The 24,840-nt window shown below is 69.4% G+C and carries 23 protein-coding genes and 1 pseudogene; 10 read left to right on the plus strand and 14 right to left on the minus strand.

Annotated features, from left to right (window positions below; all coding sequences use genetic code 11):
* Positions 1-101 precede the first annotated feature (101 nt).
* A complete protein-coding gene (locus ACE37J_RS08295; RefSeq protein WP_409709922.1) occupies positions 102-716 on the plus strand; it encodes a sulfatase/phosphatase domain-containing protein in 615 nt (204 codons plus the stop codon).
* Positions 713-1,462: a hypothetical protein gene (locus ACE37J_RS08300; RefSeq protein ID WP_409709925.1), complete on the plus strand. Its 750-nt coding sequence runs from the start codon at positions 713-715 to the stop codon at positions 1,460-1,462. The genes ACE37J_RS08295 and ACE37J_RS08300 overlap by 4 nt, the downstream gene beginning before the upstream one ends.
* Here the strand turns inward: ACE37J_RS08300 and ureG are convergent.
* The 11 genes from ureG to ACE37J_RS08355 form a co-directional block, all read right to left on the minus strand.
* Positions 1,450-2,070: an urease accessory protein UreG gene (gene ureG / locus ACE37J_RS08305; protein ID WP_409709928.1), complete on the minus strand. Its 621-nt coding sequence runs from the start codon at positions 2,068-2,070 to the stop codon at positions 1,450-1,452. The genes ACE37J_RS08300 and ureG overlap by 13 nt on opposite strands.
* On the minus strand, positions 2,070-2,498 hold the full coding sequence (locus tag ACE37J_RS08310; protein WP_409709931.1) for a hypothetical protein: 429 nt from the start codon (positions 2,496-2,498) through the stop codon (positions 2,070-2,072). The genes ureG and ACE37J_RS08310 overlap by 1 nt, the downstream gene beginning before the upstream one ends.
* Entirely contained in the window at positions 2,495-3,127 is a 633-nt protein-coding gene (locus tag ACE37J_RS08315) for an urease accessory protein UreF (RefSeq protein WP_409710545.1), read from the minus strand. Before ACE37J_RS08315 ends, ACE37J_RS08310 begins: the two co-directional genes overlap by 4 nt.
* The gene (locus ACE37J_RS08320) at positions 3,120-3,710 is read right to left on the minus strand and encodes an urease accessory protein UreE (protein WP_409709934.1); all 591 of its coding nucleotides are present in this window, start codon (positions 3,708-3,710) and stop codon (positions 3,120-3,122) included. The genes ACE37J_RS08315 and ACE37J_RS08320 overlap by 8 nt, the downstream gene beginning before the upstream one ends.
* A 154-nt stretch (positions 3,711-3,864) precedes the next feature.
* On the minus strand, positions 3,865-5,571 hold the full coding sequence (gene ureC / locus ACE37J_RS08325; RefSeq protein ID WP_409709937.1) for an urease subunit alpha: 1,707 nt from the start codon (positions 5,569-5,571) through the stop codon (positions 3,865-3,867).
* Positions 5,571-5,876, minus strand: a complete 306-nt coding sequence (locus ACE37J_RS08330) for an urease subunit beta (RefSeq protein WP_409709940.1) — start codon at positions 5,874-5,876, stop codon at positions 5,571-5,573. Before ACE37J_RS08330 ends, ureC begins: the two co-directional genes overlap by 1 nt.
* 5 nt (positions 5,877-5,881) lie before the next feature.
* Positions 5,882-6,184: an urease subunit gamma gene (locus ACE37J_RS08335; protein ID WP_409709943.1), complete on the minus strand. Its 303-nt coding sequence runs from the start codon at positions 6,182-6,184 to the stop codon at positions 5,882-5,884.
* Between the two features lie 14 nt (positions 6,185-6,198).
* On the minus strand, positions 6,199-7,032 hold the full coding sequence (locus ACE37J_RS08340; protein ID WP_409709946.1) for an urease accessory protein UreD: 834 nt from the start codon (positions 7,030-7,032) through the stop codon (positions 6,199-6,201).
* A 67-nt stretch (positions 7,033-7,099) separates the two neighbouring features.
* A complete protein-coding gene (locus tag ACE37J_RS08345; RefSeq protein ID WP_409709949.1) occupies positions 7,100-8,023 on the minus strand; it encodes a sugar kinase in 924 nt (307 codons plus the stop codon).
* Positions 8,023-8,796: an SDR family oxidoreductase gene (locus ACE37J_RS08350; RefSeq protein ID WP_409709952.1), complete on the minus strand. Its 774-nt coding sequence runs from the start codon at positions 8,794-8,796 to the stop codon at positions 8,023-8,025. The genes ACE37J_RS08345 and ACE37J_RS08350 overlap by 1 nt, the downstream gene beginning before the upstream one ends.
* A gap of 53 nt (positions 8,797-8,849) precedes the next feature.
* A complete protein-coding gene (locus tag ACE37J_RS08355) occupies positions 8,850-9,137 on the minus strand; it encodes a putative quinol monooxygenase (RefSeq protein ID WP_409709955.1) in 288 nt (95 codons plus the stop codon).
* Between the two features lie 117 nt (positions 9,138-9,254).
* Between ACE37J_RS08355 and ACE37J_RS08360 the strand changes: the two genes are divergently transcribed.
* Both ACE37J_RS08360 and ACE37J_RS08365 read left to right on the plus strand, forming a co-directional pair.
* Positions 9,255-11,483, plus strand: a complete 2,229-nt coding sequence (locus ACE37J_RS08360; protein ID WP_409709958.1) for a mechanosensitive ion channel family protein — start codon at positions 9,255-9,257, stop codon at positions 11,481-11,483.
* Positions 11,480-12,088 (plus strand): HAD family hydrolase, encoded by a 609-nt coding sequence (locus ACE37J_RS08365; RefSeq protein WP_409709961.1) that lies wholly within the window; start codon positions 11,480-11,482, stop codon positions 12,086-12,088. The genes ACE37J_RS08360 and ACE37J_RS08365 overlap by 4 nt, the downstream gene beginning before the upstream one ends.
* 19 nt (positions 12,089-12,107) lie before the next feature.
* Here the strand turns inward: ACE37J_RS08365 and ACE37J_RS08370 are convergent, their stop codons facing one another.
* The 3 genes from ACE37J_RS08370 to ACE37J_RS08380 form a co-directional block, all read right to left on the minus strand.
* Positions 12,108-12,764, minus strand: coding sequence for a pyridoxamine 5'-phosphate oxidase family protein (locus tag ACE37J_RS08370; RefSeq protein ID WP_409709964.1), 657 nt, complete (start codon positions 12,762-12,764; stop codon positions 12,108-12,110).
* The gene (locus ACE37J_RS08375; protein WP_409709967.1) at positions 12,761-13,756 is read right to left on the minus strand and encodes a carbon-nitrogen hydrolase family protein; all 996 of its coding nucleotides are present in this window, start codon (positions 13,754-13,756) and stop codon (positions 12,761-12,763) included. Before ACE37J_RS08375 ends, ACE37J_RS08370 begins: the two co-directional genes overlap by 4 nt.
* 61 nt (positions 13,757-13,817) lie before the next feature.
* The gene (locus ACE37J_RS08380) at positions 13,818-14,486 is read right to left on the minus strand and encodes a response regulator transcription factor (RefSeq protein WP_409709970.1); all 669 of its coding nucleotides are present in this window, start codon (positions 14,484-14,486) and stop codon (positions 13,818-13,820) included.
* A gap of 98 nt (positions 14,487-14,584) precedes the next feature.
* Here ACE37J_RS08380 and ACE37J_RS08385 point away from each other — a divergent pair.
* From ACE37J_RS08385 to ACE37J_RS08410, 6 genes and pseudogenes are all read left to right on the plus strand, one after another.
* Positions 14,585-16,378 (plus strand): annotated as a pseudogene (locus ACE37J_RS08385) (DNA polymerase III subunit gamma/tau); the annotation flags it as partial.
* 18 nt (positions 16,379-16,396) lie between these two features.
* A complete protein-coding gene (locus ACE37J_RS08390) occupies positions 16,397-16,735 on the plus strand; it encodes a YbaB/EbfC family nucleoid-associated protein (protein WP_409709974.1) in 339 nt (112 codons plus the stop codon).
* Between the two features lies 1 nt (position 16,736).
* On the plus strand, positions 16,737-17,357 hold the full coding sequence (locus tag ACE37J_RS08395) for a hypothetical protein (RefSeq protein ID WP_409709977.1): 621 nt from the start codon (positions 16,737-16,739) through the stop codon (positions 17,355-17,357).
* 105 nt (positions 17,358-17,462) lie between these two features.
* Positions 17,463-20,324: a hypothetical protein gene (locus ACE37J_RS08400; protein WP_409709980.1), complete on the plus strand. Its 2,862-nt coding sequence runs from the start codon at positions 17,463-17,465 to the stop codon at positions 20,322-20,324.
* A 117-nt stretch (positions 20,325-20,441) separates the two neighbouring features.
* Entirely contained in the window at positions 20,442-22,445 is a 2,004-nt protein-coding gene (locus ACE37J_RS08405; RefSeq protein ID WP_409709983.1) for a hypothetical protein, read from the plus strand.
* A gap of 73 nt (positions 22,446-22,518) precedes the next feature.
* Positions 22,519-24,801: an NADP-dependent malic enzyme gene (locus tag ACE37J_RS08410; protein WP_409709986.1), complete on the plus strand. Its 2,283-nt coding sequence runs from the start codon at positions 22,519-22,521 to the stop codon at positions 24,799-24,801.
* Positions 24,802-24,840: the final 39 nt, after the last annotated feature.

A 24,840-nucleotide genomic window follows, 5' to 3' on the forward strand; every position in this document is an offset into this window, starting at 1 on the left:
CAGCGCTCGGCGGCTTGACGCCGACCGAGTTCGCCGACCAACTGAAACTAGCCCGGAAGGTCGCATGAGGACTGGACCAGATACAGGGTCAGGTCCCCTCCGTGAAGGTTCCGCTGATCATCGTGGACCCGTCGCCCGGGGCGGACGCTACGCGCGGAACGATCTGCGACGAACTCGTCGAACAGATCGACCTCGCCGTCACCTTCGTGGAGCATTACGGCGCGCCGGTCCCCGACCACATTCTTGAAGGCCGCTCTCTACTACCGCTACTCCGCGGCGAGCGCCCGCAATGGCGCGAGTTCGCAGTGAGCGAATACGATTATTCCGTCTCCCCGATGGCGGAGGTCCTTGGCGTCGCCCCGCGAGACGCGCGGCTCTTCATGATCGCGGACCGGCGGTGGAAGTTCATGCATGCCGAAGGCGGCTTCCGCCCCATGCTCTTCGACCTCGAGACTGACCCCGACGAGTTCCGTGATCTCGGCGCGGACCCGGAGCACGCCTCGGTCATCGCCATGATGTATGAGCGCCTCGGCCGCTGGGCGCGCCGCCTCTCCCAGCGCACCACGGTCTCGGAGGCCGCGCTCCTCGCGCGTAGGGGCGGAACGCCCTCCACAGGCATCCTGATCGGCGTGCATGACGGGCACGAAGTGCCGGAGGAGTATCAGGAGGCCTATCACGGCCCGGCGCGGCCCCTGCCGCCGCGCGGGGGCGCATGAGCCGCCTCTCCCCTGAACACCGAGCCGAGATCCCGGGCATCATCGCGCGGCAGGTGCGGGCGGGGGCGGACCCGTCCCTCGCCTGCCTTCACATTCCGAAGACGGGCGGCACAAGCCTCGCCAACCTCATCGACGCGATGCGCGGGCGGGGGATGCGGGCCCCGCTCTACCTGCCGCACCGGATCGGGCTTGACGAAGCCGTCGAATTCCTGCCCGATTCACGCCTTGTCGTCGTGCTGCGCGACCCGCTGGAGCGCATGGCCTCCGGCTTCCTCTCCCGCCTCCGGAAGGGCCGCCCGCGGTATGACATCCCGTGGACGGCGCGGGAGGAGGAGGCCTTCGCGAACTTTCCCGCGCCTGATGCGTTCTTCCGCGCCCTTATCTCCGGCGATGCGGAGCAGGTTGCGGCCGCGCGGCGGGCTATCCGCGCCATCGTCCATCTCAGGCGCGGCTACGCCTCCTATTTCGGCTCGGCCGGGCGGGTTCGGGCGGAGGCGGCGCGTTTCGCCCTCATCGGAGAGATCGGGGCGATGAGGCGGATCGTGGAGGCGCTCGCGCATCTCCTCGGCCATGATCCGGCCGCGGTGTTGTCGCTCTATGCGGCGGACCACGTCGCCCCGGTCGGCGGCGGGGCCGCGCTTTCCGCGCTGACAGATCAGGAGCGGGCGCGGCTCCGCAAGGCCTTTCATGCGGAATACGAGGTATGGGAGGCGCTCCGCGCCCTGCCGGGGGCTCAGGCGGCCTGAAGCCCGCCCTCCGCAGCGAGGAAGTCCACGATCTCCGCCACCCCTTCCCCGTGCCGCAGCCGGGTGAAGAGCCAGGGCCGTCCCTGCCGCATCCGGTTCGCGTCCCGCTCCATCGCGTCGAGCGAGGCGCCGACATGGGGCGCGAGGTCGGTCTTGTTGATGAGGAGGAGGTTGGAGCGGGTGATGCCCGGCCCGCCCTTCCGCGGGATCTCCTCCCCCGCCGCCACGTCGATCACGTAGATCGTCAGGTCCGCGAGTTCGGGGGAGAAGGTGGCGGCGAGGTTGTCCCCCCCCGATTCGATGAAGACGACGTCGAGATCGGGGTGCCGCCGCCGCATCTCCGCTACCGCCGCGAGGTTGATGGAGGCGTCCTCACGGATCGCGGTGTGCGGGCAGCCGCCCGTCTCCACCCCGATGATCCGGTCGGCCGGCAGCGCCTGGGAGCGCATCAGCGCCTCCGCATCCTCCCGCGTGTAGATGTCGTTGGTGATCGCGCCGACCGACCATCGCTCCCGCATCGCCTTGCAGAGAGCGTCGGTCAGGGTCGTCTTGCCGGCGCCGACCGGGCCGCCAATGCCGACTCTAAGGGGGCCGTGGGGGGATTTCATCATTTCACCGTCGCAAGTCTTTCGGTGAGCGAGAGGCTCATCCCGTCTTCGTCGATCTCCACGGAAGAGGTGGCGAATACACCTATGGAGCGGCCGACGGAGCCCGTCGGCTCCGCCACGCTCGCGGCCTTCGCCTTCCGCACCCAGAGCGGCGCGCCCTCGCGCAGCAGCTCGCGCCAGCCCTCATGTTCGGGCTTAAGCCACCAGCGTCCGTCCGTCGTCGTCTCCATGTCCACCCGGTAGGTGACCGTCTTGCCGCCCCATGTCCATTCGCCGTCGTCGAAATCCCGCATGACGGGTATCTGCTCGAAGCCGAGCACGGCGGCGGAGCGCCGGTCCGTCGGCTTGGCGACCCAGGCGCCGCGCTTCTGCGTGAGGCCTATGACGGGTTTCGGGGCGGTCTTCGCCGGGGGTGGGCTTTGCTTCATGTTCTGAACAACCTGACGGTTTGAGTTTCGTGAGCGATCGCGGAAATGTCCGAGAGGAGCGCCGCGCCGCCGACATCGTCGAGCGTCGAGCGCGCCGCCTCTTCCGCCAGCATAGCACATATGGGCATGAGCGCGGCGACGATCCTCTGCCCCTCTGTCTGCCCGAGCGGGATCAGCCTGACCCCGACGGAGGCGAGGTTGGCGGCGAAGGCCTGGAGGAAGAGCGTCAGCGCCGGAACCAGCGGCGCCTCGTGCGCCCTCGCGAAGCGGCCAAAGGCGACGGGGTAGGGGGCGGGGCCGTGGTCCCGCCCCCAGACGGCGGAAGTCGTCGCCGCGAAGGCGGCGCCCATCTCCGTGGTCTCCGCCAGCCGCTCCCGCGAGGGGGCGAGTGCGGCGGCGAGGTCGGCAGGCTCCTCGCTCGAAGGGTCCGCATAGGCTGCGGCCGCAAGAATCGCGTCCGTCCGCCCCGCGCCGATCCGCAGGCAATCCGCGATCCAGCGTTCGAGCGCCGCGCCGTCCCCCACCAGCCCCGCCGAGATCGCCCACTCCACCCCATGGGAATAGGCGTAGGCCCCGACCGGATAGCCGGGAGAAAGCCAGGCGTGCAGCTTCTGCATCGCCTCAGTCATGGTGGTGATGGTGGTGGTGATGCCCATGCGCATGATCGTGGTCATGCGCGTGGTCGTGCCCATGCCCGTGTTCATGCCGGTGCGGGATATGTGCGTTCGGGTCCTCGTGCGGATCGTGGCTGTGCGAATGCCCGTGCGTCCGCCCGTGGCCGTAGGCGCCGCCTTCGGGCGTGAATGGCTCCTCCACATGCCGCACCTCGGCGCCGAGCTGCGCCAACATGTCCTCCAGCACATGATCCCGCTGGATCAGGAGCCGCCCGTCCTCCACCTGCGCCGGTGTGTGCCTATTGCCCACATGCCAGGCGAGCCGGGCAAGCGCCCGCCCCTCCGCCCGCACCTCGGCCAGCGGCTCCGGCGCGGCGCGGATCAGGATGCGTCGGCCGTCTTCGAGCAGGAGCGCATCGCCCTCGCGCAACTCCGTCGCCTCCGCGAGGTCGAGCAGGACGGCTGCGCCGGCCTCGGTCACAAGCCGGCCCCGGCGGCGGTAGCGGTCGGCATAGGCGAGTCGGATTTCGTCGTCGCTGGCGGCTGCGGTTTCGAGGCTCGTCGCCCGGGCCGGGTTGAGCGCCTTTGCGATCGTCATGGCCACTCCTTCGCGGCTCGAGAGACTGTCCCGGTTCCACAAAACGCCGCACACACGCCCGCCTGCGGGAGAGGGTGGCGGCGTCCGAACCCGTTTTTCTGATTACATATATATTCCAGATACATAACCCCAGTGCACAGCGTGTGCACACGCTTCAGAACAGGAAGTATCGCTGCGCCATCGGCAGCACCGTCGCCGGCTCGCAGGTCAGCAGTTCCCCGTCCGCCCGCACTTCGTAGGTCTCCGGGTTCACCTCGATATGCGGGGTCGCGCTGTTGAGCATCATGGACGCCTTGCCGATCCCGCCCCTCGTGTTCTTCACCGCCAACAGCCCCTTCCGAAGCCCGAGATCGGCGCCGACGCCGAGCGCGGCTTCCGAGACGAAGGTGACGGAGGAGGCGGCGAGCGCGCCGCCGAAGGCTCCGAACATCGGCCGCATGTGGACGGGCTGCGGCGTCGGGATCGAGGCGTTCGGGTCCCCCATCGGCGCCGCCGCGATCATGCCGCCGATCAGCACGAGATCGGGCTTCACCCCGAAGAAGCCGGGGGACCAGAGCACGAGGTCGGCCCGCTTGCCGGGCTCGATGGAGCCGATCTCATGCGCCATGCCATGCGCGATGGCGGGGTTGATTGTGTATTTCGCAATATAGCGGCGCACCCGGAAATTGTCGTTCGCCCCCGTCTCCTCGGAGAGCCGCCCGCGCTGCCGCTTCATCTTGTCCGCCGTCTGCCAGGTGCGGATCAGCACCTCGCCCACGCGGCCCATCGCCTGGCTGTCGGAGGCGATGATGGAGAAGGCGCCCATGTCATGCAGGATATCCTCAGCCGCGATGGTCTCCTTCCTGATCCGGCTCTCCGCGAAGGCCACGTCCTCGGGGATCGACTTGTCGAGGTGGTGGCAGACCATGAGCATGTCGAGATGCTCTTCGAGCGTGTTGACCGTGTAGGGCCGCGTCGGGTTCGTGCTCGAAGGGAGCACATGCGGCAGCGACGCGACCTTGATGATGTCCGGCGCATGGCCCCCGCCCGCGCCCTCGGTGTGGAAGGCGTGGATCGTGCGGCCCTTCATCGCCGCGACCGTGTTCTCGACAAAGCCGCTCTCGTTCAGCGTGTCGGTATGGATCATCGCCTGCACGTCCATCTCGTCGCAGACGGAGAGGCAGCAATCTATCACCGCCGGGGTGGTTCCCCAGTCCTCATGCATCTTCAGGGCGCAGACGCCAGCCTGAATCTGCGCGATCAGCTCGTGCGGGGTGGAGGCGTTGCCCTTGCCGGAGAAGGCGAGGTTCATCGGGAACCCGTCCGCCGCCTGAAGCATCCGCCCGATATGCCAGGCGCCGGGCGTGCAGGTCGTCGCGTTCGTCCCCGTCGAGGGGCCGGTGCCGCCGCCGAGCATGGTGGTGACGCCGGACATCAGCGCCTCCTCGATCTGCTGCGGGCAGATGAAGTGGATATGGCTGTCGAATCCCCCGGCGGTCAGGATCTTTCCCTCTCCCGCGATGGCGTCAGTGCCGGGGCCGACGATGATGTCCACCCCCGGCTGCACGTCCGGGTTGCCGGCCTTGCCGATCTTGTGGATGCGCCCGTCCCGGAGGCCGACATCGGCCTTGTAGATGCCGGTATGGTCCACGATCAGCGCGTTGGTGATGACCGTGTCCACCGCCCCGGCGACGCGCGTCGTCTGCGCCTGGCCCATCCCGTCCCGGATCACCTTGCCGCCGCCGAACTTCACCTCCTCGCCATAGGTGGTGAGGTCCCGCTCCACCTCGATGAAGAGCTCGGTGTCGGCGAGCCGCACCTTGTCGCCCGTCGTCGGGCCGAACATGGCGGCGTAGTCGCGGCGGGATATGCGCGCAGGCATCAGAGATCCCCCATCACTTTGCCCTGGAAACCGAAGACCTTCCGCGCCCCCCGATAGGGAACGAGCCTCACTTCCCGCTCCTGCCCCGGCTCGAAGCGGACGGCGGTTCCGGCCGCGATGTCGAGCCGCATGCCGCGCGCGGCCTCCCGGTCGAAGGCCAGCGCCCCGTTCGTCTCCGCAAAATGGTAGTGGCTGCCGACCTGCACCGGCCGGTCGCCGGTATTGGCGACCGTGATCGTGACGGCGGCGGCGCCCTCGTTCAGGACGATCTCGCCTTCGGCGGGGAGGATTTCACCGGGGATCATCGGGCTCACCGTATCGGCTCGTGGACGGTGACGAGCTTCGTCCCGTCCGGAAAGGTCGCCTCGACCTGCACGTCGTGGATCATCTCCGGCACCCCTTCCATGCATTGCGCGCGCGTGATCACATGCGCCCCGGCCTCCATGAGGTCGGCCACCGAGCGGCCGTCCCTCGCGCCCTCCACCACGAAATCGGTGATGAGCGCCACCGCCTCCGGGTGGTTCAGCTTCACGCCGCGTTCAAGGCGTTTCCGCGCGACGACGGCGGCCATCGAGATGAGGAGCTTGTCCTTTTCCCTCGGGGTGAGGATCATCGTCTAACCCTTCTTCATATCGACCAGACGCGGGGCAGGTCGCCCGCGCGGAAAAGGCGGATGAGCGGGATGAGCGCGGCGCGGAGCGCGCAGCCCGTCTTCGCCAGAATGCGCGCTACGAGCCGCCCGCCCCAGGCGCTGACGCCGCCCGTCACGCCTTCGGGGAGTGCGGCGCGGGCTGCTTCGAGCCTCTCCTCCGCGTCCCGCGCCACATAGAGCAGCGTCGCGGCGGCGAGCCGGCCGGCGAAGCCCGCCGGGGCGGCCCCTGCGACGGGCGAAAAGCGCAGCGCCTCGGCGTGGAGCAGCCGCCCGCCGCGTCGCACCCGCCAGTTGTCGATCAGGGAGCCCGTCGCCACCTGTTCCCCCATCGCCACGCGACCGAGGATTAGCGGCTCGACGGCGAGGAGCGCAGCGTCCTCCGCCATCTCCACGTCGAGCCGCCGGTCAAGCCGGCCGCCGTCAAAGAGGATCGTCTCCTGCGGCAGCCAGTCCACCCGCGCGCCCGCGCCGATGCGGAGCCGGTTCCGTACGGTCGCCGCGCCGGCAAGGGAGCGGTAGACGCGCTCCGCCGTCTGGCTCGCCGCCGTCGCATGGCAGCCGTCGGCAGCCTCGATCTCGACGTCGATCCGGTCCCCGCCGGTCAGGCCGCCGGCGGTGTTGAGCAGCACCGCCTCGAATCCGTTCGAGTTCGGCATCCGCGCCTTCGCGCAGCCGCCTTGATGCAGCCTGTCCAGAACCGTACGCCCGCCGCGCTGCTTCGCGGAGACAAGGACGCGCCCTGCAGCGCGCTGCATGGCCGGCGAAGCGTCGAGCGTGGCGGCGTGGAACATGGGGCTCCCGGGTCTCATCCGGCCATAGAAGCGGCGGCGGAGCGACGGCGCAACGGGAAAACGCCGTTCCGGGCGGCGCTTGGCTTCAGGCGCCTCTTTCCTGGGCGCCAAGCGCCGCCAGAACCGCCTCCCGACGCGGGATCGGATCGGTCGCGCCATAACCCGAGACGGTGCCGGCGGCGACGATGGCGGCGCGGCGCCCGGCCTCGAAGGCGTCTCCCGTCTCCAGCATCCAGGCGTGGAAGGCGCCGGAAAAGCTGTCCCCCGCCCCGGTGCTGTCCACCGGGGTCGCCGGGGCGGGGGAAATCGTCTCCCTCCGGCCGACGGCGGCGATGCGGGCGCCGTTCGCCCCGTCCGTCACGATCAGGATCGAGGGCCCGAGCGCCGCGAAGGCGTCGATCACCGCGTCCGCCGCGCCGAGGCCCATGAGCGCGCGGCAATCGTCCAGCGACGTGACCAGCACGTCCGCCAGCGCCGCCGCCTCCTCCAGCACGCGCCGCGCCTCCTCCGCGCGCCAGAGCGCGAGGCGGAGATTGGTGTCGAGCGAGACCCGAACCCCCGCCTCCCGCGCCGCGCGCATCGCCGCGAAGCCCGCCGCGCGGAGCGTCGGGGAGACGGCGAGCGTGATGCCGGAGAGGTGCAGCACCTTCGCCGCCCGGATCGCCGGCAGGTCCAGGTCGTCAGGCCCGTAGAGCGAGGCGGCGGAGCCCTTCCGCACATAGGTGAAGCGCCGCGCCGCAGGGTCCGGCTCGATGAAGTTGAGCCCGGTGGGCGCATCCGGGTTCCTGAGCACGGAGGCCGCGCTCACCCCCTCCTCGGCCCAGTGCGCCACGATCCCGTCCCCGAAGAGGTCTGTCCCCAGCGCGCCGAGATAGCCGACGCTCGCGCCCTGCCGCGCGGCGGCCATGGCGGCGTTCGACGTGTCCCCGCCAAAGCCCATGCGCCAGCGCCCGTCCGGCTCCCGCACGAACTCGCCGAGCGGCTCCCCGAGGCAGAGGATGTCGGCCATCAGAGCGACGCGGTCACGCCGCCGTCGACGAAGAGCGTCGTCCCGTTGACGAAGCTCGCGCCGGGCGAGCAGAGGAAGACGCAGGCGCCCACAAGCTCCTCGACCCGGCCCCAGCGGCCCTGCGGCGTCCGCTTCGCCAGCCATTCGGTGAAGGCCGGATCGGCGACAAGCGCGGCGTTGAGCGGCGTCTCGAAATAGCCCGGCGCAAGGGCGTTGACATTCAGGCCGTGCTTCGCCCAGTCGGTCGCCATGCCCTTGGTGAGGTTCGCCACCGCCCCCTTCGTCGCCGTGTAGGGCGCTATGCCGGGGCGGGCCAGCGCCGTCTGCACCGAGGCGATGTTGACGATCTTGCCCCGCCCGCGGCGGATCATGTGCCGCGCGCACGCCTGCCCCACGTTGAAGACGGAGGAGACGTTGACGCGCATCAGCCGCTCGAAATCCTCCGGCGCGAAGTCCTCCAGAGGGCCGCGATGCTGCATCCCGGCGTTGTTCACGAGGATGTCGATGGGGCCGACATCCGCCTCGAACCCGTCCACCGCCGCGCGGGCGGCCGCATGGTCCGTCACGTCGAAGGGCAGGAGTTCGACCGCGGCGCCGCCGGCGCGAAGCTCCTCCGCCGCCCTCTCCAGCTTCGCATCGTCGCGCCCGTTGAGGACAACCCGCGCGCCGACGCCGGCGAGCCCCCCGGCGAGGGCGAGGCCGATTCCCTGGCTGGAGCCGGTGACGAGGGCCGTGCGGCCCTTCAGCGAAAAGAGGCGTTCAAGGCCGATCATTCCATCCCCCATTTTCAACATCATTGCGCCGGGCGGGGCGGGGGGCAAGGGCGTCAGAAGACGAGGTCCATCACGTCGAACCGCGCCGGCTCCCGCAGCATCCCTCCCATCCGGTCGAGATCGCCGCGCGCCGCGCGCCAGTCGATATAGGCCTGCCGGCTCTCGATCCGGTCCCAGATCTGGAAGACGGTCACCGTCTCCGCCGCCCGGTCCCCGCCGGCGCGGATGAGTTCGGCGCCGGGTTGGGCCACGGTGTCCGGCAGCGCCTCAGCCATCATGGCGAGAAGCTCGGCGTAGCGGCCGGGCGCGGCCTTCGCGGTGAGGATGACGACGACGGGCATGGGCGCTCCTTCTCTCGGGCCGCGGAATCCTCGCCGGGGGCGGCGATCCGGTCAACTATCGCTTTCCCCCGCGTCGCGCCCGCGCCACTCTGGCGCCGACGCGGAGAGGGGATTCCGATGCGACGCATTGCACTTGTTCTTGCGCTCTGTCTCGCCGCCCTCGGCGCCGCCGCCCAGGCCCCGGAGCCGGCGAGCCCCGAGGCGGCGCGCGAACTCGTCTCCCGCCTCTCTGACGCCGAGGTCCGCGCCTTGCTTCTCGAACGGCTCGACGCGGTGGCGGCCGAGCGGGCGGTGGCTGACGAGGAGGGTTCCGGCCTCGCCCAATGGGCTCAGGAGGCGGCGGAAGAAGTGGGCGACGTGCTCGGCCAGTCCCTCCTCCGCACCCCCGACATGCCGGGTCGAATGGCGGACGCTTTCGGGCGCTTTTTCGAACCGCGCGACTGGGGCGGCTTCCTTTCTTTCCTCGCGCAGGTCGCCGGGGTGATCGCCGTCGCGGCTGCGGCGGAGACGCTGGCGCGGCGGCTCACAAGGCCGTTCCGGACGGCCGGCCGGGGGCGGGGGCTCGGCGCCGTGATCCTCGCGCTCCTCAGGCGGCTGGCGACGGACGGCGCCGGGCTCGCCGCCTTCATGCTTGTCGCCTGGGCGCTGATCCGCCATGCGATGCCCGGCGACTCCTTCCACCCGCTCTTCCCGGACAGCAACCGCGAGGTCGCCTGGCGCTTCATCTCCGACCCCGTGCTCTACGCTCGTCTCGCTGCAGCTCTGGCGCGTTTCCTGCTCTCGCCCCGGGACGCCTCGCTGCGGCTGATGAGCGTGGAGGAGGAGGAGGCGCGGTTCTTCCTAAGGCATCTCGCGATCATCGGCGCGCTCTGGGGCCTCCTCTCCTTCGGCGTCGTGTTTTTCGCGAGCCATGGCGCGAACCCGACGGAGACGCCGGTCGGCTTTTGGCTGAACAATCTGCTCTATGGCTGGATACTCTGGACGACCTGGCGCGGCCGCGCCGCGCTGACGCGAATGCTGATCGGGGCCGAGCCGGCCGAGACGAGCCCGATGGAGGCGCGCATCGCCCGCGCCTTCCCGGCCTTCGCGCTGATCCTCGTGGCGGCGAACTACCTCCTCATCGTCTATCTCGCGGCAATCGGGCGCTATGATCTCCTTGACGGGCGGCAGAACCTGACCCTCGGCATCCTCCTCTTCGCGCCGATGTTCGACACGGCGATCCGCGGGGCGATCCGGCATCTCCAGCCGACGATGCGGGGGGAGGGGGAGCTGGCGGCGCGGGCGCATCTTTCCGCCCGGAGGAGCTGGATCCGGATCGGGCGTGTCCTCGTCTTCGGCTTCGTCATTTATCTCGTCGCGCGGCTCTGGGGCATCGAGTTCCAGAACCTCGCCGCCGCGGGCGTCGGCGCGCAGGCGGCGGCGGCGTTGGTGCGGATGCTGCTGATCCTCGCCGCGGGCTACCTCATCTGGGAGCTCGTCTCGCTCTGGATCAACCGCCGCCTCGCGGCGGAGCGGACGGCGCCGGGCTTCGACCTGACGGCGGACGAGCCGGGCGGCGGCGAGGGCGGGCAGGCCGGCGGCTCGCGCCTCTCCACCGTCCTGCCGCTCCTGCACGGGACGGTGAAGGTCGCCGTCGCAATCATCTTCGCGCTCCTTGCGCTCGGGGAGATCGGGCTCGACATCACGCCGCTCCTCGCCGGCGCCGGCATCGCCGGGCTCGCCATCGGCTTCGGCGCGCAGAAGCTGGTGGCGGATGTCGTCTCCGGCGTCTTCTTCCTCGTGGACGACGCCTTCCGGACGGGGGAGTACATTGAGGTCGCCGGCACCGTCGGCACGGTGGAGAAGATCTCCGTCCGCTCGATGCAGCTCCGCCATCACAAGGGGCCGGTCCACACGATCCCCTATGGCGGGGTGGACAAGATCACCAATTTTTCCCGCGACTGGGTGATCATGAAGCTCAAGTTCACCGTGCCCTTCGACACGGACCCGAACAAGGTGAAGAAGATCTTCAAGACCATCGGGCAGGAGATGATGGCCTCGCCCGAATTCGGGCCGGATTTCCTCCAGCCATTCAAGTCCCAGGGCGTGTTCGACTTCACCGACGTGGGGATGATCATCCGGGGCAAGTTCATGGCCAAGCCGGGGCGGCAATTCGTGCTGAGGAAGGAAGTCTACAACCGCGTGAAGGCGGCGTTCGAGGCGCAGGGCATCGAGTTCGCGCGGCGCGAGGTGCGGGTCGCGCTGCCCTCGATGGAGGGCATGAAGCTCACGGAAGAGGACAAGGCCGCGATCTCCGCGGCGGCGGGGCAGGCTGCCCAGAACCAGGGGCGGGAGGGCGGCGCATGAAGCCGGAGATCGTCGTCTTCGACATCGGCGGAGTGCTGATCGACTGGTCGCCGCAGCATCTCTACCGGCGTCTGATCCCGGACGATGAAGCCCGCGCGGCGCTCTTCGCCCGACTGCCGCTCGATGCGATGAACCTCGAAGGGGACCGGAACGGCTCCCTCCGCGCCGAGGTGGAGGCGCTGGCGGAGCGGCATCCGGAGGAGGCGGCGCTGATCCTGCCCTGGTGGGCGGGGTGGGAGCGGATGTGCGCCGGTCTCTTCGCGGACGCGGTGGCGCTGCGGGACGCGCTGCGAAAGGCGGGCGTTCCCGTCTGGGCGCTCTCCAACTTCGCCGCCGACGCATGGGAACGGGCGCTGCGTCTCCATCCGGAGATCGGGGAGTTCGACGGGCTGGTGATCTCGGGCCATGAGCGGCTGGTGAAGCCCGACCCGGCGCTCTACGAGCGGCTGGAGCGGCGGGCGGGCGCGGCGGGGGCCGCGCTCTTCTTCATCGACGACAAGGACCATAACGTCGCCGCCGCCCGGGCGCGGGGCTGGGGCGGGCATGTGCACGAAGGCGCTTCGGGAACCCGCGCCGCGCTCGCGGCGGCGGGATTCCCGGTCTGATCCGTCTCCGGCCGCCCGCTCAGGAGCGGCCTTCCGCAAGGTGAACGGCGTAGTCCTCCATCGTGATCGTCCCGGCCTCGCGCGTCCGTTCCCGGTCGGCCACCGGCAAGGCGTCCTGCACGAAGTCGATCCGCTTCCAGCTCGGATGCGGCTGCGCGCCGTCGGGGGCGGGAACGTATCGGCTGGTCTCGACCCGTTGATGCCGGTGGATGTATCGGGCGCAATTGAGAAAGCAGCGCTCGACCGCGACGCGCACGACCATCTTCGCGCCAGGCCAGCGCCCGCGCTCCGGATCGCCTTTATGGATCGTCGCGTCGCCCTGAACCCGCACGCGATTCGGCGTCTCGAAGTCGATGAAGAGCATTCCGATCTTGGCGGTCTCGGCGATGTTTCCGATGCTGAGGAACATCCCGTTTCCGTCATAGGCGGGGAAGAGCAGCGTTTTCGGGTCGGCGATCCGCACCACCCCCTCCGGCCCGCCCTTGTAGCTGACGGTGGGGCGGCCGAAGCCGTCCACCGTCGAGAGGAAGAAGAAGTCCCGGCTGGCGATGAAGTCGGCCGCGGGGCCCGCGACCTCGTCCCACACGATGGCTCCCGCCACGGTCTCCGCCAGCTTCGTCGCCCCTTGCGCCTCCTGCAGGGCGCGCTGTGCGCCAGTGTAGAATGGCGCCGTCATTCGGCCGCCTCCGAAGGGAGCGCGCGGAGCGCCGGCGCCGGGGCGGGCGGGTTCGCGGCGGCCGGGCCAGCCTGGGCTTCGAGCACGAGGCGCGCGACGTCTGGCCGGTAGTAATGCCCCGCCGGGTCAGCGAAGACTTTGGCGCCCTCGATCATCGCGAGGTCGATCTCCGCCGTCGCGAAGCCGTCGGTGAACTCGTCGATCGGGTCTGTCATTCGGAAGCCATCCGGCGCAAAGACTGCAGCGGCGCCTCCACCCGCGCTCACAAGCGCGCGAATGTTCGGGTCGCCGAGCGTGATGCTGTCAAGGCTGTCTTCGGAAATGATCGAGTTCGCAGCGATTACGAAGCACCCGCCCTCAAGCGCATAGCTCGCGCTCTCGTTGAGGTTGGCGGCGGCCGACAGGCAATAGGCGGAGCGGACTCCCTTGAACATGCCAAAGGAGGGCCAACTCGCGACGTGGATTTGCTCGCCGAGCTGGAACATGCCCTGCCGGTTGAGCGGCTGGATGTTCTCCCAGCAGTTCAGTCCGCCAATCCGGCCGAAGGGTGCCTCGACGACCCTTAGGTCGGTCGCCGGCCCCTCGCCCCAGACCGTGCGCTCCATGTGCGTGGGCCGGAGCTTGCGGCGCGTCATCACGACCTCGCCGCGGTCGTCGAGCAGAGCCTGGGAACAGTAGATGCTGCCGCGGTCGCGCTCCGCGAAGCCGAGCATGACCCAGGTGCCGGCGCGCTTCGCCGCCTCGCCCACGGCACGCATCTCAGGCCCGTCGACCGTTATGGCGTTTTGGCGATGCGCCATCACGATGTCCATCGCCGCCATCGGCGGCTGAAGCCAGATCGTAAAGGGATAGCCCGGCAGCCAGACTTCGCCGAAGGCGAGGAGTTCGATATCCTGACGTCCGGCATCCTCGATCAGCGCAATGGTCTTCTCCAGCGTCCCCTTCGCGTCCATCCAGACGGGCGCGGCCTGCACAGCGGCGACTTTTGTCATCCTCGTTTCCCTGTCAGCGATTTCTACTGGAGTGAAACCTAGCCAGCGCGGCCTGAGCCGATCAGTCCCCGAATGGGGACCCTTCAAGGCCCGCGCGCCATGCGGCGGCCATCGCGGTGCGTGTGGAGACGCCGAAGAGCCGGTGGAGCGCCTTCATGTGCTTTTGCACCGCGGCGAGGCCGCCGCCCAGCGCCTCCGCGATCTCGCGGTTGGTTAGGCCGCTTGCCGCCAGCTCCGCCACCTCGTTCTGCCGGCGGGTCAGGCGGGGATGGCGCGGCGGCAGCGTCAATAGCCGGACGGAAGCGCGGGTGGCGAGCGGGGAGAGCGCGCAGAGCCCTTCGAGATCCAGGCGACGCGCATTCGCCTCCGTCATTGCGCCCAGGTAAAGCACCCCCGACAGACTTTCTTCCCGATAGAGCGGCAGGGTCGCGAAACCCGTGAGCCCGAAGCGGCCGGAGACGCGCTGATACAGATGTGATCGCGTCCAGCGCTCTCCCAGCGCGACGAGCGTGGAGCATGGGGCGCCGGTCTCCCGCACGCGGGCGAGAACCGGGTCGATGGGGATGCCCTGCGTCTCGTAGGCGCGGGTGAAGGCTTCCGGCATGCCGAGGATGACGCCCTGCATCCGGCCCGCATCGTCAAGAACATAGAGGCCGACGCAATCCATCCCGGCTTCGCGCAGCGCTCCTTCCGCCACGCGCCGAAGCTCCTCCGGTGCCGTGCCCTGCATCGTCGCCATGAGAAAGGCTACGCCGAATCGGCCGCCCGGCAAAGCGGATTGCGGGCCTCTGCGCGCCGCGCCTTGCGGGGCGCCGCCCCCGCTCATAGGCTCGGGCCGACGATTCCAGCGCGCCGGAGCCGATGACAGACGAAGCCGAACCCGAGGTCGAAGAGGCCGGCCCCTATCTCGCGCTCGCGCGCAAGCACCGGCCGCAGAATTTCGACGACCTGATCGGGCAGGAGGCTATGGTGCGCGTCCTCGCCAACGCCTTCGCGCATGACCGCATCCACCACGCCTTCATCATGACAGGCGTGCGCGGCGTCGGAAAGACCACGACCGCCCGGATCATCGCCAAGGGGCTGAACTGCGTCAGGCCGGACGGGAAGGGCGGCCCCACGACCTCGCCCTGTGGCCTCTGCGAGCCCTGCCGTCAGATCGCGGAGGGCCGCCATGTCGACGTGCAGGAGATGGACGCGGCGAGCCGCACCGGCGTCGGCGACATCCGGGAGCTGATTGACGGGGTGCGCTACCGCGCCGCCTCCGCCCGCTACAAGGTCTATATCATCGACGAGGTCCACATGCTTTCGGTGAGCGCGTTCAACGCGCTTCTGAAGACGCTGGAGGAGCCGCCGCCGCATGTGAAGTTCATCTTCGCCACCACCGAAATCCGGAAGGTGCCCGTCACCGTCCTCTCCCGCTGCCAGCGGTTCGACCTGCGGCGGATCGAGCCCGAGGCGATGATCGCGCATCTCGCGCGCATCGCCGGGCTCGAGGGCGCAAAGGTGACGGAGGGCGCGCTTGCTCTCATCACCCGCGCCGCCGAGGGCTCGGTGCGGGATGCGCTCTCCCTCCTCGACCAGGCGCTGGCGGACGGGCGCGACGCGCCGGTGGAGGCGGAGACGGTGCGCGCCATGCTCGGGCTGGCGGACCGGGGGCGGGTGATCGACCTCTTCGAGGCGATCATGCGGGGGGACGCGGCGGGAGCTCTGGGCGAGCTTTCGCGGCAATACGCCGAGGGGGCGGACCCGGTCGCCGTGCTGCGGGACCTAGCGGAGCTGACGCACTGGATCTCCATGGTGAAGATCAGCCCCGCCCATGCCGACGACCCGACCGTGGGCGCCGACGAGCGGGACCGCGGCCGCGCCCTCTCCGCCGCGCTGGAGATGCCGGCGCTCGCCCGGATGTGGCAGATGCTGCTGAAGGCGATGGAGGAGGTCGGCCGCGCGCCGAACGCCATGATGGCGGCGGAGATGGCGGTGATCCGCCTCACCCATGTCTCGGAACTGCCGCCGCCGGAGCGGATCGTGAAGGAGCTGAAGGGTGAGGCTGCATCTGCGCCCGCCGCGCCCGGCCCGCGCCCTGCGCCCACGGGCGGCGGGGGCGGGGCGCGCGCGGTCGGCTCCGCGCTCGCGCCCGCGCTCGCCCCGGCGTCTGCGCCGGACGCGCTTTCCGCCTACCAGTCGCTGGAGGCGGTCGTCGCCCTCATCCGTGAGAAGCGGGACATGAAGCTGTTGGCCGACGTGGAGGATTGCGTCCGCCTCGTCCGCTTCGCGCCGGGGCGGATCGAGTTCTGCCCCGGCCCCGGCGCGCCGGCGGAACTGGCGCAGACGCTCTCGACCAAGCTCGCGGCCTGGACGGGCGCGCGCTGGATGGTCTCCGTCACGGACGCGCCGGGCGCGCCCTCCATCACCGAGGTCCGGCGGCGGGCGGAGGCGGAGGAGGCGGGCGCGGTGGCGCGCCATCCCCTCGTCGCCGCCGCGCTCGAAGCCTTCCCCGGCGCCCGCATCGCCGCGGTGCGCGCGATGGCGGAGCCCGACGCGCCGCCGCCCCCGCCGGAAGAAGCCTATGACGAGGACGAGTTCGGCGACGACTGGTCGCCGGTGGACCCCTTCGCGGAGTGACCGCGGAAAGGAGATCGGATGTTCAAGGGACTGGGCGACATGGGCAAGCTGATGATGCAGGCCCAGCAGATGCAGGCCAAGGTGCAGGAGGCGCATGAGCGGCTCGAAAGCATCGAGGTCGAGGGCGAGGCCGGCGCCGGGCTCGTGAAGGCGCGCGCCACCGCGAAGGGCGCGCTCCGCGGCCTCTCCATCGACCCCTCGCTCTTCGTCCCCGAGGAGCGCGAGGTGGTGGAGGACCTGATCGTCGCCGCCGTCAAGGACGCGCAGGAAAAGGCGAGCGCCCGCGCCGCAGAGGAGATGGCGAAGATCACCGAGGGCCTGCCTCTCCCGCCGGGGATGAAACTGCCCTTCGGCTGAGATGGAGCCGATCACCGTCACCGGAGACAGCGCGCGGCGTTCCACCCTCGTCATGGTCTCGGGCGGGGTGGACAGCGTCTGGACGCTGATGCGCCTCCTCCGGGATACGGATGACGAAATCTTCGCCCATCATGTCCACTTCATCAACGAGGAGGGGCGGCATGAGGCGGAGGCCGCCGCCTGCCGCGCGCTCGTGCCCGAACTCAGGAAGATCCGACCCTTCCAGTGGTCGGAGACGGCCATCGACCACCGCAACATGCGCTGGTTCGGCTTCGACATCATGGGCGTCGGCTTCGAGGCCGGCATCTGCGCCCATTCATATCATCGCGCCCGAGGCCGCCCGATGGACCGCTGGACCATCGGCACCTGCGCCGAGGAGGGCCATGACGCCGCGCGCTTCGTCCATGTCGAGGCGGCGCTGGCGGCGAACTGCCACCCGCATTCCCCGCCACCCTTCTTCCTCCTCCCGCCCGTCCCGAAGGCGCAGGAGATCGAGGACCTCGGGCCGCTGGCCCGGCTCTGCTGGACCTGCCGGCGGCCCGTGCGGCGGGAGGGCGGCTGGGCGGAATGCGGCGCCTGCAAGACCTGCAAGCTGATGGCCGGGGCGGGCGCCGGCGTCTGACAAGGGGAAACCATGGTGAACGGCCGCCGCCCTGTGCATCTTGGCGATTGATTAACGGCCCGTTCATGGCAATTTCCGCCGCGTAACCCGTCGAGTGGGCGCGCCATGGCTAACTTTATCGTCACCAATCTGAATGACAGCGGGGCGGGGAGCCTTCGCGCCGCGCTTGCGGCGGCGGAGGCGACGCCGGAGGCGGACAGCATCGCCTTCGCCGCGTCCCTCGCGGGCGGCACTGTCACGATCACCGAAGCGCTCTCGGCGGGGCTCGACGCCGGGGCGATCACCGTCACCGGCGATGTGGACGGGGACGGCTCGACCGACATCTCGATCCGCAACCTGAACGGCGGGCTCGTGACTGTCGAGACGGGCGCGAGCCTGACGCTCAACTCGCTCCGGCTCAGCGCCGTCATGGAGGGGGCGACGGCTTCGGGCGTGGTCTCTCCCATCGCCAACCGCGGGACGCTGACGCTGACCAATGTCAGTATTCTCGACACCTTCGTCACCGCCGTCAACTCTCAGACCGCCGCTACGGTTCACAACTACGCGGGAGCGACCCTCACGGTGAGCGAGGTCGCCTTCGCTGGAGGCGTCGTTCGAGGCAGTTACGGCTCACTCACCGTCGATGGCGGCGACGCCATTTTCGGGGTGCTGAACCGCGGAACGCTGTCGATCGACATGCTCGGATTTCAGGGTGGAACCGCGTTCGGCGGGAGCGGTGGCAACGGGGTCGCCGGAATTCCGGGCGGCGATGGCGGCGCCGCCGTGATCGGCGTGCTCAACGAGGGCATGATCGAGGCGAGCGCGTTCAGCTCGCTCGGGACCGAAGGCGGCGTCGGGCGCGTCGGCGCCCTCGCCGTCTCCTTCGCCGAAACTGCTCCCACCCCGTACGCGGCAGGGATCAGGCTCGGAATCGTGGACGGCGGTTCCGGTGGCGCGGCCCTGAGCGTTAACGGCCAGCCGGGGCAGGAAGTCATCGGCATTCTCGAACGGTTCGGCGGCCAGGGGCGGGACGCGGTGCGCTTAGGCGCCGGCGGCGGACCGCTCGGCGACAATTTCGATCCGGATACGCCCCCCGCAATCAACAACCGCTACGACACAAGCGGCGGCCGCCTTCTCTTCGGCTTCGACGGCGACGACGTGATCTATGGCAGCATTTACGGTTTCGATACGATCTTCGGCGGGGCCGGGAACGACAACATCGCGCTTGGTGGCGCCTCCGTCCTCCGCGCCTATGGCGGCGCCGGGGAAGACCTCATCTACCTGACCGACCTCACAGGCAATCACGTCATCCTCGGCGGCGCGGGGCGGGACATCATCTCCTTCCGCAACTCCGGGCCGGATACGGGGCAGCAGGGCGTCTACGGCCGGCTCGACTCGCCCCTGATCGGCCCCGCCCCCGGCCTGACCCTCACCATCGAGAACATCGAGGGTCTGGAGGGCACGCGCGGGAACGACACGCTGATCGGCAACAGCGGGGACAACATCCTCATCGGCTTCGGCGGGCGCGACAGCATCGAGGGCGCCGGGGGGGACGACTACATCGTCACCGCCTCGGCGCTCGCAGGCGTCCCCGATTCCTACGATACGACCGTCGACGGCGGGGCGGGGGACGACACGATCCTCGCCCGCGGCGAGGCGACGATCCGGGGCGGCTCGGGTTCGGACCGGCTCATCGCCGTCTCCGGCGACCTCGCCATCGCCGGGGCCGGCGCCGGCGCCGCCGATACGGGGCGGGACGTGATCGCCTTCGGCGAGTCCGGCCCGGTCAATCTCGCCATGGAGCGGGAGGGGATCGCGCAGACCGTCCGCGCCGGGCTCCGGATCACGCTCACCCAGATCGACGATGCGGAGGGAACGTCCGGGAACGACACGATCTCCGCCTCGGACCTGCGGGCGAACCGGATCGACGGGCGTGGCGGGAATGACCGGCTCGTCGCCGGAAGCGCCGGCGACACGCTCATCGGTGGGGAGGGGAACGACACGCTCGTCGGAGCCCCCGGCGCGCAACGGATCGAAGGCGGGAACGGAAACGACGTTTTCATCCTCTCGCCGGGGAACGACACGATGGTCGGCGGGGCGGGCAACGACCGGTTCGAGGCCGGCCCCGGCGTCAACCGGATCGACGGCGGGACGGGGACGGACACGCTGGAATTCGGCGCCGCGCTCTCCGCTTTCGCGGTGATACGCAACGGGGCGGAGCTGACTGTCTCCCGCAACGGAGAGACAAACACCGTAGCGGATGTCGAATTCTTCCTTTTCACAGACGGTCAGCGCACGCTTTCCGCTCTACTGGCCGAGATTGAACCTGGCCTCGTCGATCCTGGCCCCGTCGATCCCGATCCCGATCCCGTCGCACCCGGGCCTGATGCGCCGGGGCCTGTGACGCCGGACCCGGCGCCTCCGACGTCGGGCCCAACTCCCGGCGACGACGTCCTGACTGGAACAAACGGCCCGGATCGCATCGCCGCGCGCGCCGGCGATGATACGGTTCGTGGGCTGGGCGGGGACGATACGCTTCTCGGTCAGCAAGGCGACGACGTGTTGAGGGGCGCCGGCGGGGCTGACAGACTTAATGGCGGGGGCGGATCGGATCGGCTGCTCGGCCAGGGCGATGACGACACCCTGAAGGGCGGCGGCGGCCGGGACGATCTGAAAGGCGGCGGCGGCTCCGACCGGCTGATCGGCGGGGCAAGCGCGGACAGGATCGACGGCGGCAGGGGCGCCGACACCTTGATCGGCGGGGCAAGCGCAGACGTTTTCCGCTTCGCGCCTGGCGACGGCTCCGACGTGATCCAGCGCTTCCAGCAGGGTGTGGACCTTGTGGAGTTCAAGCGCGGGGTTTCCGGCATCGAAGATCTGACCATCACGCAACAAGGCGATGATGTCCTGCTTAGTTATTTGCGCGGCTCGATCCTCTTCGCGAACCAGGACGCCGCTGCGTTCGGGGAGGAGGACTTCATCTTCTGACGCCGACTCGACGCAATTTGAGACGTTTCTCGCAGCGCGCTTACCGGTTCTCAACCTACGGACCCTTTTCTGCCCGTGCCGACGCTGCGTTAGCGTCGCGGAGCCAGAAGGGCGAAGATGACGATATTCACGGTGACAACGCTCGTCGACGAATCGAACGTCGACGCGACCGAAGCTTCGCCGGGCGGAACAGGGCTCTCGCTGCGCGAGGCAGTGGCGCTCGCGAATGCGACGCCGGGAGACGACCTGATCCTGTTCGCAGAAAGCCTCTCCGGGATACTGCGTCTGACGCAAGGAGAGATCGAGGTCTCCGATAGGGTGACGATAGATGGCGGCGGCGCGATCACGGTGAGCGGCGACCGGCTCGGCAACGATTTCACCGACCCCGCAGGCCTGACGGATGTCGAAGCATCGGCGACGACGCTCGGCGACAACATGCGTCTCTTCGACCTCGTCGCCTCGGCCGACGGCTCTATGCTGCGCGGGTTGACCCTTACCGGAGGGCGAACGGAAGGAGCCGGAGAGACCGGCGGCGCGATACGTGCGGCGGGGGCCATCACTCTGGATTCGGTCACAGTCGCTGGCAACAGCACCGGCGGCTTCTTTGCTGCGGGCGGCGGCGTCTTCGGTGACCGCGTAACGCTGATCGACAGCACGTTCTGTGGCAATGCCACCAACGGTTATGCCTCATCGGGCGGAGCCGTTGCGGGCGAGACGGTCTTGCTCGTCAACGCCACGATCGCCTGGAACCGCACGACCGGCCTCGCCTCCGAGGGCGGCGGCGTTTCCGGCGAGATCGTTCGGCTGGTCAACAGCACGATCACCGCAAACGTGGCGACAAGCACAGCGAACGGCGGCTCCAACGGCGGCGGCTTGGCTTTCTCGGAGCGGCTGGAGACGAGCGACAGCCTGATCCTCGGCAACAGGGGAGCGGAGAATGCCGACCGAGGCAACGACGAGATTCTCGTTCGACAGTCGGGCGTGCTGCTCGCCGAGGGAACGACCCTCGTCGGCGCCTCCGCCGCCGTTCTCGCTAGAGATGATTCAAGCCTCGTGATCGCTGATTCACGCACGGTCTTTGCTACGACGCAGGCCCTTGGCGCCGGAACCCATGGAGGTGTTCTCGCGGATAATGGCGGGCCCGTACGGACGGTCGCGCTGCTCGTCTCCGAGCTCAACCTGGCGCTTGACGCCTCGGGCAGCGCTGCAGCGCCGGCAACGGATGCGCGCCGCATGTCGGCGGCGGATCAGCCGGGTATCGGCGCCGCGTCTGACTTCGGGCTCCGTGATCTCGGCTCCTATGAGGCCACGCCTCCGGAACTCCCGCCCGTCACGCCTCCTGTCACCACACCCCCAACGGTAACGACCCCGCCACTTGATACGACGCCTGATGACACCACGCCGACCCTAACGCCCCCCCCGGTTGTCATGCCCCGTCCGGACGCGCCCGGGGTCTCCGCCCCAGTGGTGGCGCCCCCGAATGCGACCCCGCCGCCGGTGGCTACCCCACCCGCCGCCATCCCAGAAGCGCCGCCCCCTGATGTTTCGCCGCCCACCGTCGAAGGGCCTCTATGGGGGGATGCGCCAGGAGGGCCGACCGGCGGCGACGACGCTATGAGAGGCAGCGCATCCGCAGAACGGATGGCGGCCGGCGCCGGGAACGACACTGTTCGCGGGCTGGCCGGAGACGACACGTTGCTCGGTCAGTCTGGCGACGATGTCCTGCGCGGCGGCGGCGGCGGCGACTCCGTCAAGGGCGGCGGCGGCGCTGACCGGCTGTTCGGTCAAGGAGCCGACGATCTGCTGCACGGCGGCGGCGGCGGCGACTTTCTCGCCGGCGGCGCCGGCGCTGACCGGATTGAGGGCGCGAAGGGCGCCGACACGCTCAAAGGAGGCGGCGGAGCCGATCGCTTCCTCTTCAAGCCGGGCGACGGCGCCGATGTGATCCGCCATTTTCAGCAGGGAGTGGATGTCGTTGAGTTCAAGCGGGGCGTCGCGGGGTTCGACGCGCTCGCGATCGAGCAACGGGGAGACGATGTGCTCGTCGCCTATTCCCGCGGGTCAATCCTCTTCGAGAAACAGAACGCCGCGGAGTTCGGGGAGGAAGACTTCCTCTTCTGAAGCCCGCGCTGGCGCGCCGCCCGTTTCCGGGTCTAGACTGCGGACAAGCGGAAAACGCGAAGAGGGGAACGCCATGACCGGAACGAGCGCCGACGAGGCCCGCAACAACGCGCGCGCGCAACTGCGTGAGGACGCGCTACGCTACCATGAGGAGGGGCGACCCGGGAAGCTGGAGGTCCGTGTCACCAAGCCGATGGCGACCTCGCGCGATCTCTCCCTCGCCTATTCGCCGGGCGTTGCCGACGCCTGCACCGCCATAGAGCAGGAGCCGGCCAACGCCGCGCGCTATACTGGCAAGGGCAATCTCGTCGCCGTCGTCTCGAACGGCACGGCCGTCCTCGGACTCGGCAATATCGGCGCGCTCGCCTCAAAACCCGTGATGGAAGGCAAGGCCGCGCTCTTCAAGAAGTTCGCGAATATAGACTGTTTCGACATCGAGGTTAACGAGACCGACCCGAAGAAGCTCGCCGAAATCGTCATCGCGCTGGAGCCGACCTTCGGCGCGGTGAACCTGGAGGACATCAAGGCCCCCGAATGTTTCGAGGTGGAGCGCATCTGCAAGGAGCGGATGAACATCCCCGTCTTCCATGACGACCAGCACGGCACCGCCATCGTCTGCTGCGCCGCCGCCGTCAACGCGCTGAAGATCGGTGGCAAGCGGTTCGATGACATCAGGCTGACCGTTTCGGGCGGCGGCGCGGCGGGCACGGCCTGCATCAACCTTCTCGTCACGCTCGGCGTGAGGCGGGAGAACGTGATCGTCTGCGACCGGAAGGGCGTCATCTACAAGGGCCGGCCGGACCTGACGCCGGAGAAGGAGATCTTCGCGATCGAGACGGAGGCGCGAACGCTGGCCGACGCGGTGAAGGGCGCGGACATGTTCCTCGGCGTCTCGGCGCCCGGCATGCTGACGGCGGAGATGGTGAAGACCATGGCGCCGCATCCGATCATCTTCGGCCTCGCCAACCCGATCCCCGAAATCATGCCGGACGTGGCGCGGGATGCGGTTCCCGACGCGCTGATCGCCACCGGGCGGTCGGATTATCCCAACCAGGTCAACAACGTCCTCTGCTTTCCGTTCATCTTCCGCGGCGCGCTGGACGTCGGCGCGACGGAGATCAACGAGGCGATGAAGGTCGCCTGCGTCCACGCCATCGCGGAGCTGGCGCGCGCGCCCTCCACGGCGGAGGCGGCGGCGGCCTATGCGGGGGAGAACCTCGTCTTCGGGCCGGACTACCTGATCCCCAAGCCCTTCGACCCGCGGCTTCTCTCCGTCGTCGCCACCGCCGTGGCGAAGACGGCGATGGAGACGGGCGTGGCGCGCCGCCCGCTCGCGGATGTGGAGGGGTACCGGAAGAACCTCCTCTCCTCCGTCTTCCGCACCGGCTTCGCCATGCGCCCGATCTTCGAGCGCGCGATGCAGAGCTCGCGCCGCATCGCCTTCGCGGAGGGGGAGGACGAGCGGGCGCTCCGCTGCGCGCAGAACATGATCCAGGACGGCGTGGACAAGCCGATCCTCATCGGCCGCCCCGCCGTGGTGCAGGACCGGCTGGACAAGATGGGCATCGCCCTGAAGGCCGGCGTCGATTTCGAGCTAGTGAACCCGGAGGACGACCCCCGCTATTTCGAATACTGGAGCGCCTATTACGAGCTGAAGAAGCGGGATGGCGTCTCCGCCGATCTCGCCAAGGCGATCATCCGCACGAACACGACCGCCATCGCCGCCGTCATGGTCCATCGCGGAGAGGCGGACAGCATGATCTGCGGCCTCTTCGGCGAGTATAGTTGGCATCTCCGCTACGTGACGGACGTGCTGGCGCGGGAGGGGCGGCATCCGATTGGCGCGCTCTCCCTCCTCATCATGGATTCGGGGCCGCTCTTCATCGCGGACAGCCACGTGCACGAGGACCCGACCGCCGAGCAGATCGTGGAGATCGCCCTCGCCTCCGCCGCCGTGATGCGGGACTTCAACCAGGAGCCGAAGGCGGCCTTCATCTCGAACTCGAATTTCGGCTCGGTGAACCAGCCAGAGGCGGCGAAGATGCGCCGCGCGGTGGAGTTGATGGACGCGGCCGGGGCCGACTTCCAGTATGAGGGCGAGATGCACGCCGACACGGCGATGGACCCGGAAATCCGCGCCCGCATCTTCCCCGAGAGCCGGCTGAAGGGGGCCGCCAACCTCCTCGTCATGCCGAACGCCTCCGCCGCCTCCGTCGCCCGCAACCTCCTGAAGACGGTGGGCAAGGGCATGGGCGTCGGCCCGATCCTGATGGGGCTCGACGGGAAGGCCCACATCGTGACCCCGGCGGCGACGACGCGCGGGCTCATCAACATCGCCGCGCTCGCGGGCGTCTGAATGGAGAAGTGGCGGCGCCCGGCGCCGCCCCTTCGATTT

Origin of the sequence: Pikeienuella sp. (assembly GCF_046290545.1) — a bacterium.
Classification (GTDB): domain Bacteria; phylum Pseudomonadota; class Alphaproteobacteria; order Rhodobacterales; family Rhodobacteraceae; genus Pikeienuella.

What these genes read in the sequence shown, in the direction of transcription:
- ACE37J_RS08330 (WP_409709940.1), bottom strand. Translation starts at nt 5,876, where the DNA reads ATGATCCCCGGTGAAATCCTCCCCGCCGAAGGCGAGATCGTCCTGAAC.
- ACE37J_RS08365 (WP_409709961.1), top strand. Translation starts at nt 11,480, where the DNA reads ATGAAGCCGGAGATCGTCGTCTTCGACATCGGCGGAGTGCTGATCGAC.
- ACE37J_RS08310 (WP_409709931.1), bottom strand. Translation starts at nt 2,498, where the DNA reads ATGAAGCAAAGCCCACCCCCGGCGAAGACCGCCCCGAAACCCGTCATA.
- ACE37J_RS08410 (WP_409709986.1), top strand. Translation starts at nt 22,519, where the DNA reads ATGACCGGAACGAGCGCCGACGAGGCCCGCAACAACGCGCGCGCGCAA.
- ACE37J_RS08395 (WP_409709977.1), top strand. Translation starts at nt 16,737, where the DNA reads ATGGAGCCGATCACCGTCACCGGAGACAGCGCGCGGCGTTCCACCCTC.
- ACE37J_RS08370 (WP_409709964.1), bottom strand. Translation starts at nt 12,764, where the DNA reads ATGACGGCGCCATTCTACACTGGCGCACAGCGCGCCCTGCAGGAGGCG.
- ACE37J_RS08380 (WP_409709970.1), bottom strand. Translation starts at nt 14,486, where the DNA reads ATGCAGGGCACGGCACCGGAGGAGCTTCGGCGCGTGGCGGAAGGAGCG.
- ACE37J_RS08375 (WP_409709967.1), bottom strand. Translation starts at nt 13,756, where the DNA reads ATGACAAAAGTCGCCGCTGTGCAGGCCGCGCCCGTCTGGATGGACGCG.
- ureG (WP_409709928.1), bottom strand. Translation starts at nt 2,070, where the DNA reads ATGAAATCCCCCCACGGCCCCCTTAGAGTCGGCATTGGCGGCCCGGTC.
- ACE37J_RS08350 (WP_409709952.1), bottom strand. Translation starts at nt 8,796, where the DNA reads ATGATCGGCCTTGAACGCCTCTTTTCGCTGAAGGGCCGCACGGCCCTC.
- ACE37J_RS08300 (WP_409709925.1), top strand. Translation starts at nt 713, where the DNA reads ATGAGCCGCCTCTCCCCTGAACACCGAGCCGAGATCCCGGGCATCATC.
- ACE37J_RS08345 (WP_409709949.1), bottom strand. Translation starts at nt 8,023, where the DNA reads ATGGCCGACATCCTCTGCCTCGGGGAGCCGCTCGGCGAGTTCGTGCGG.
- ACE37J_RS08390 (WP_409709974.1), top strand. Translation starts at nt 16,397, where the DNA reads ATGTTCAAGGGACTGGGCGACATGGGCAAGCTGATGATGCAGGCCCAG.
- ureC (WP_409709937.1), bottom strand. Translation starts at nt 5,571, where the DNA reads ATGCCTGCGCGCATATCCCGCCGCGACTACGCCGCCATGTTCGGCCCG.
- ACE37J_RS08355 (WP_409709955.1), bottom strand. Translation starts at nt 9,137, where the DNA reads ATGCCCGTCGTCGTCATCCTCACCGCGAAGGCCGCGCCCGGCCGCTAC.
- ACE37J_RS08315 (WP_409710545.1), bottom strand. Translation starts at nt 3,127, where the DNA reads ATGACTGAGGCGATGCAGAAGCTGCACGCCTGGCTTTCTCCCGGCTAT.
- ACE37J_RS08400 (WP_409709980.1), top strand. Translation starts at nt 17,463, where the DNA reads ATGGCTAACTTTATCGTCACCAATCTGAATGACAGCGGGGCGGGGAGC.
- ACE37J_RS08335 (WP_409709943.1), bottom strand. Translation starts at nt 6,184, where the DNA reads ATGATCCTCACCCCGAGGGAAAAGGACAAGCTCCTCATCTCGATGGCC.
- ACE37J_RS08320 (WP_409709934.1), bottom strand. Translation starts at nt 3,710, where the DNA reads ATGACGATCGCAAAGGCGCTCAACCCGGCCCGGGCGACGAGCCTCGAA.
- ACE37J_RS08340 (WP_409709946.1), bottom strand. Translation starts at nt 7,032, where the DNA reads ATGAGACCCGGGAGCCCCATGTTCCACGCCGCCACGCTCGACGCTTCG.
- ACE37J_RS08405 (WP_409709983.1), top strand. Translation starts at nt 20,442, where the DNA reads ATGACGATATTCACGGTGACAACGCTCGTCGACGAATCGAACGTCGAC.
- ACE37J_RS08360 (WP_409709958.1), top strand. Translation starts at nt 9,255, where the DNA reads ATGCGACGCATTGCACTTGTTCTTGCGCTCTGTCTCGCCGCCCTCGGC.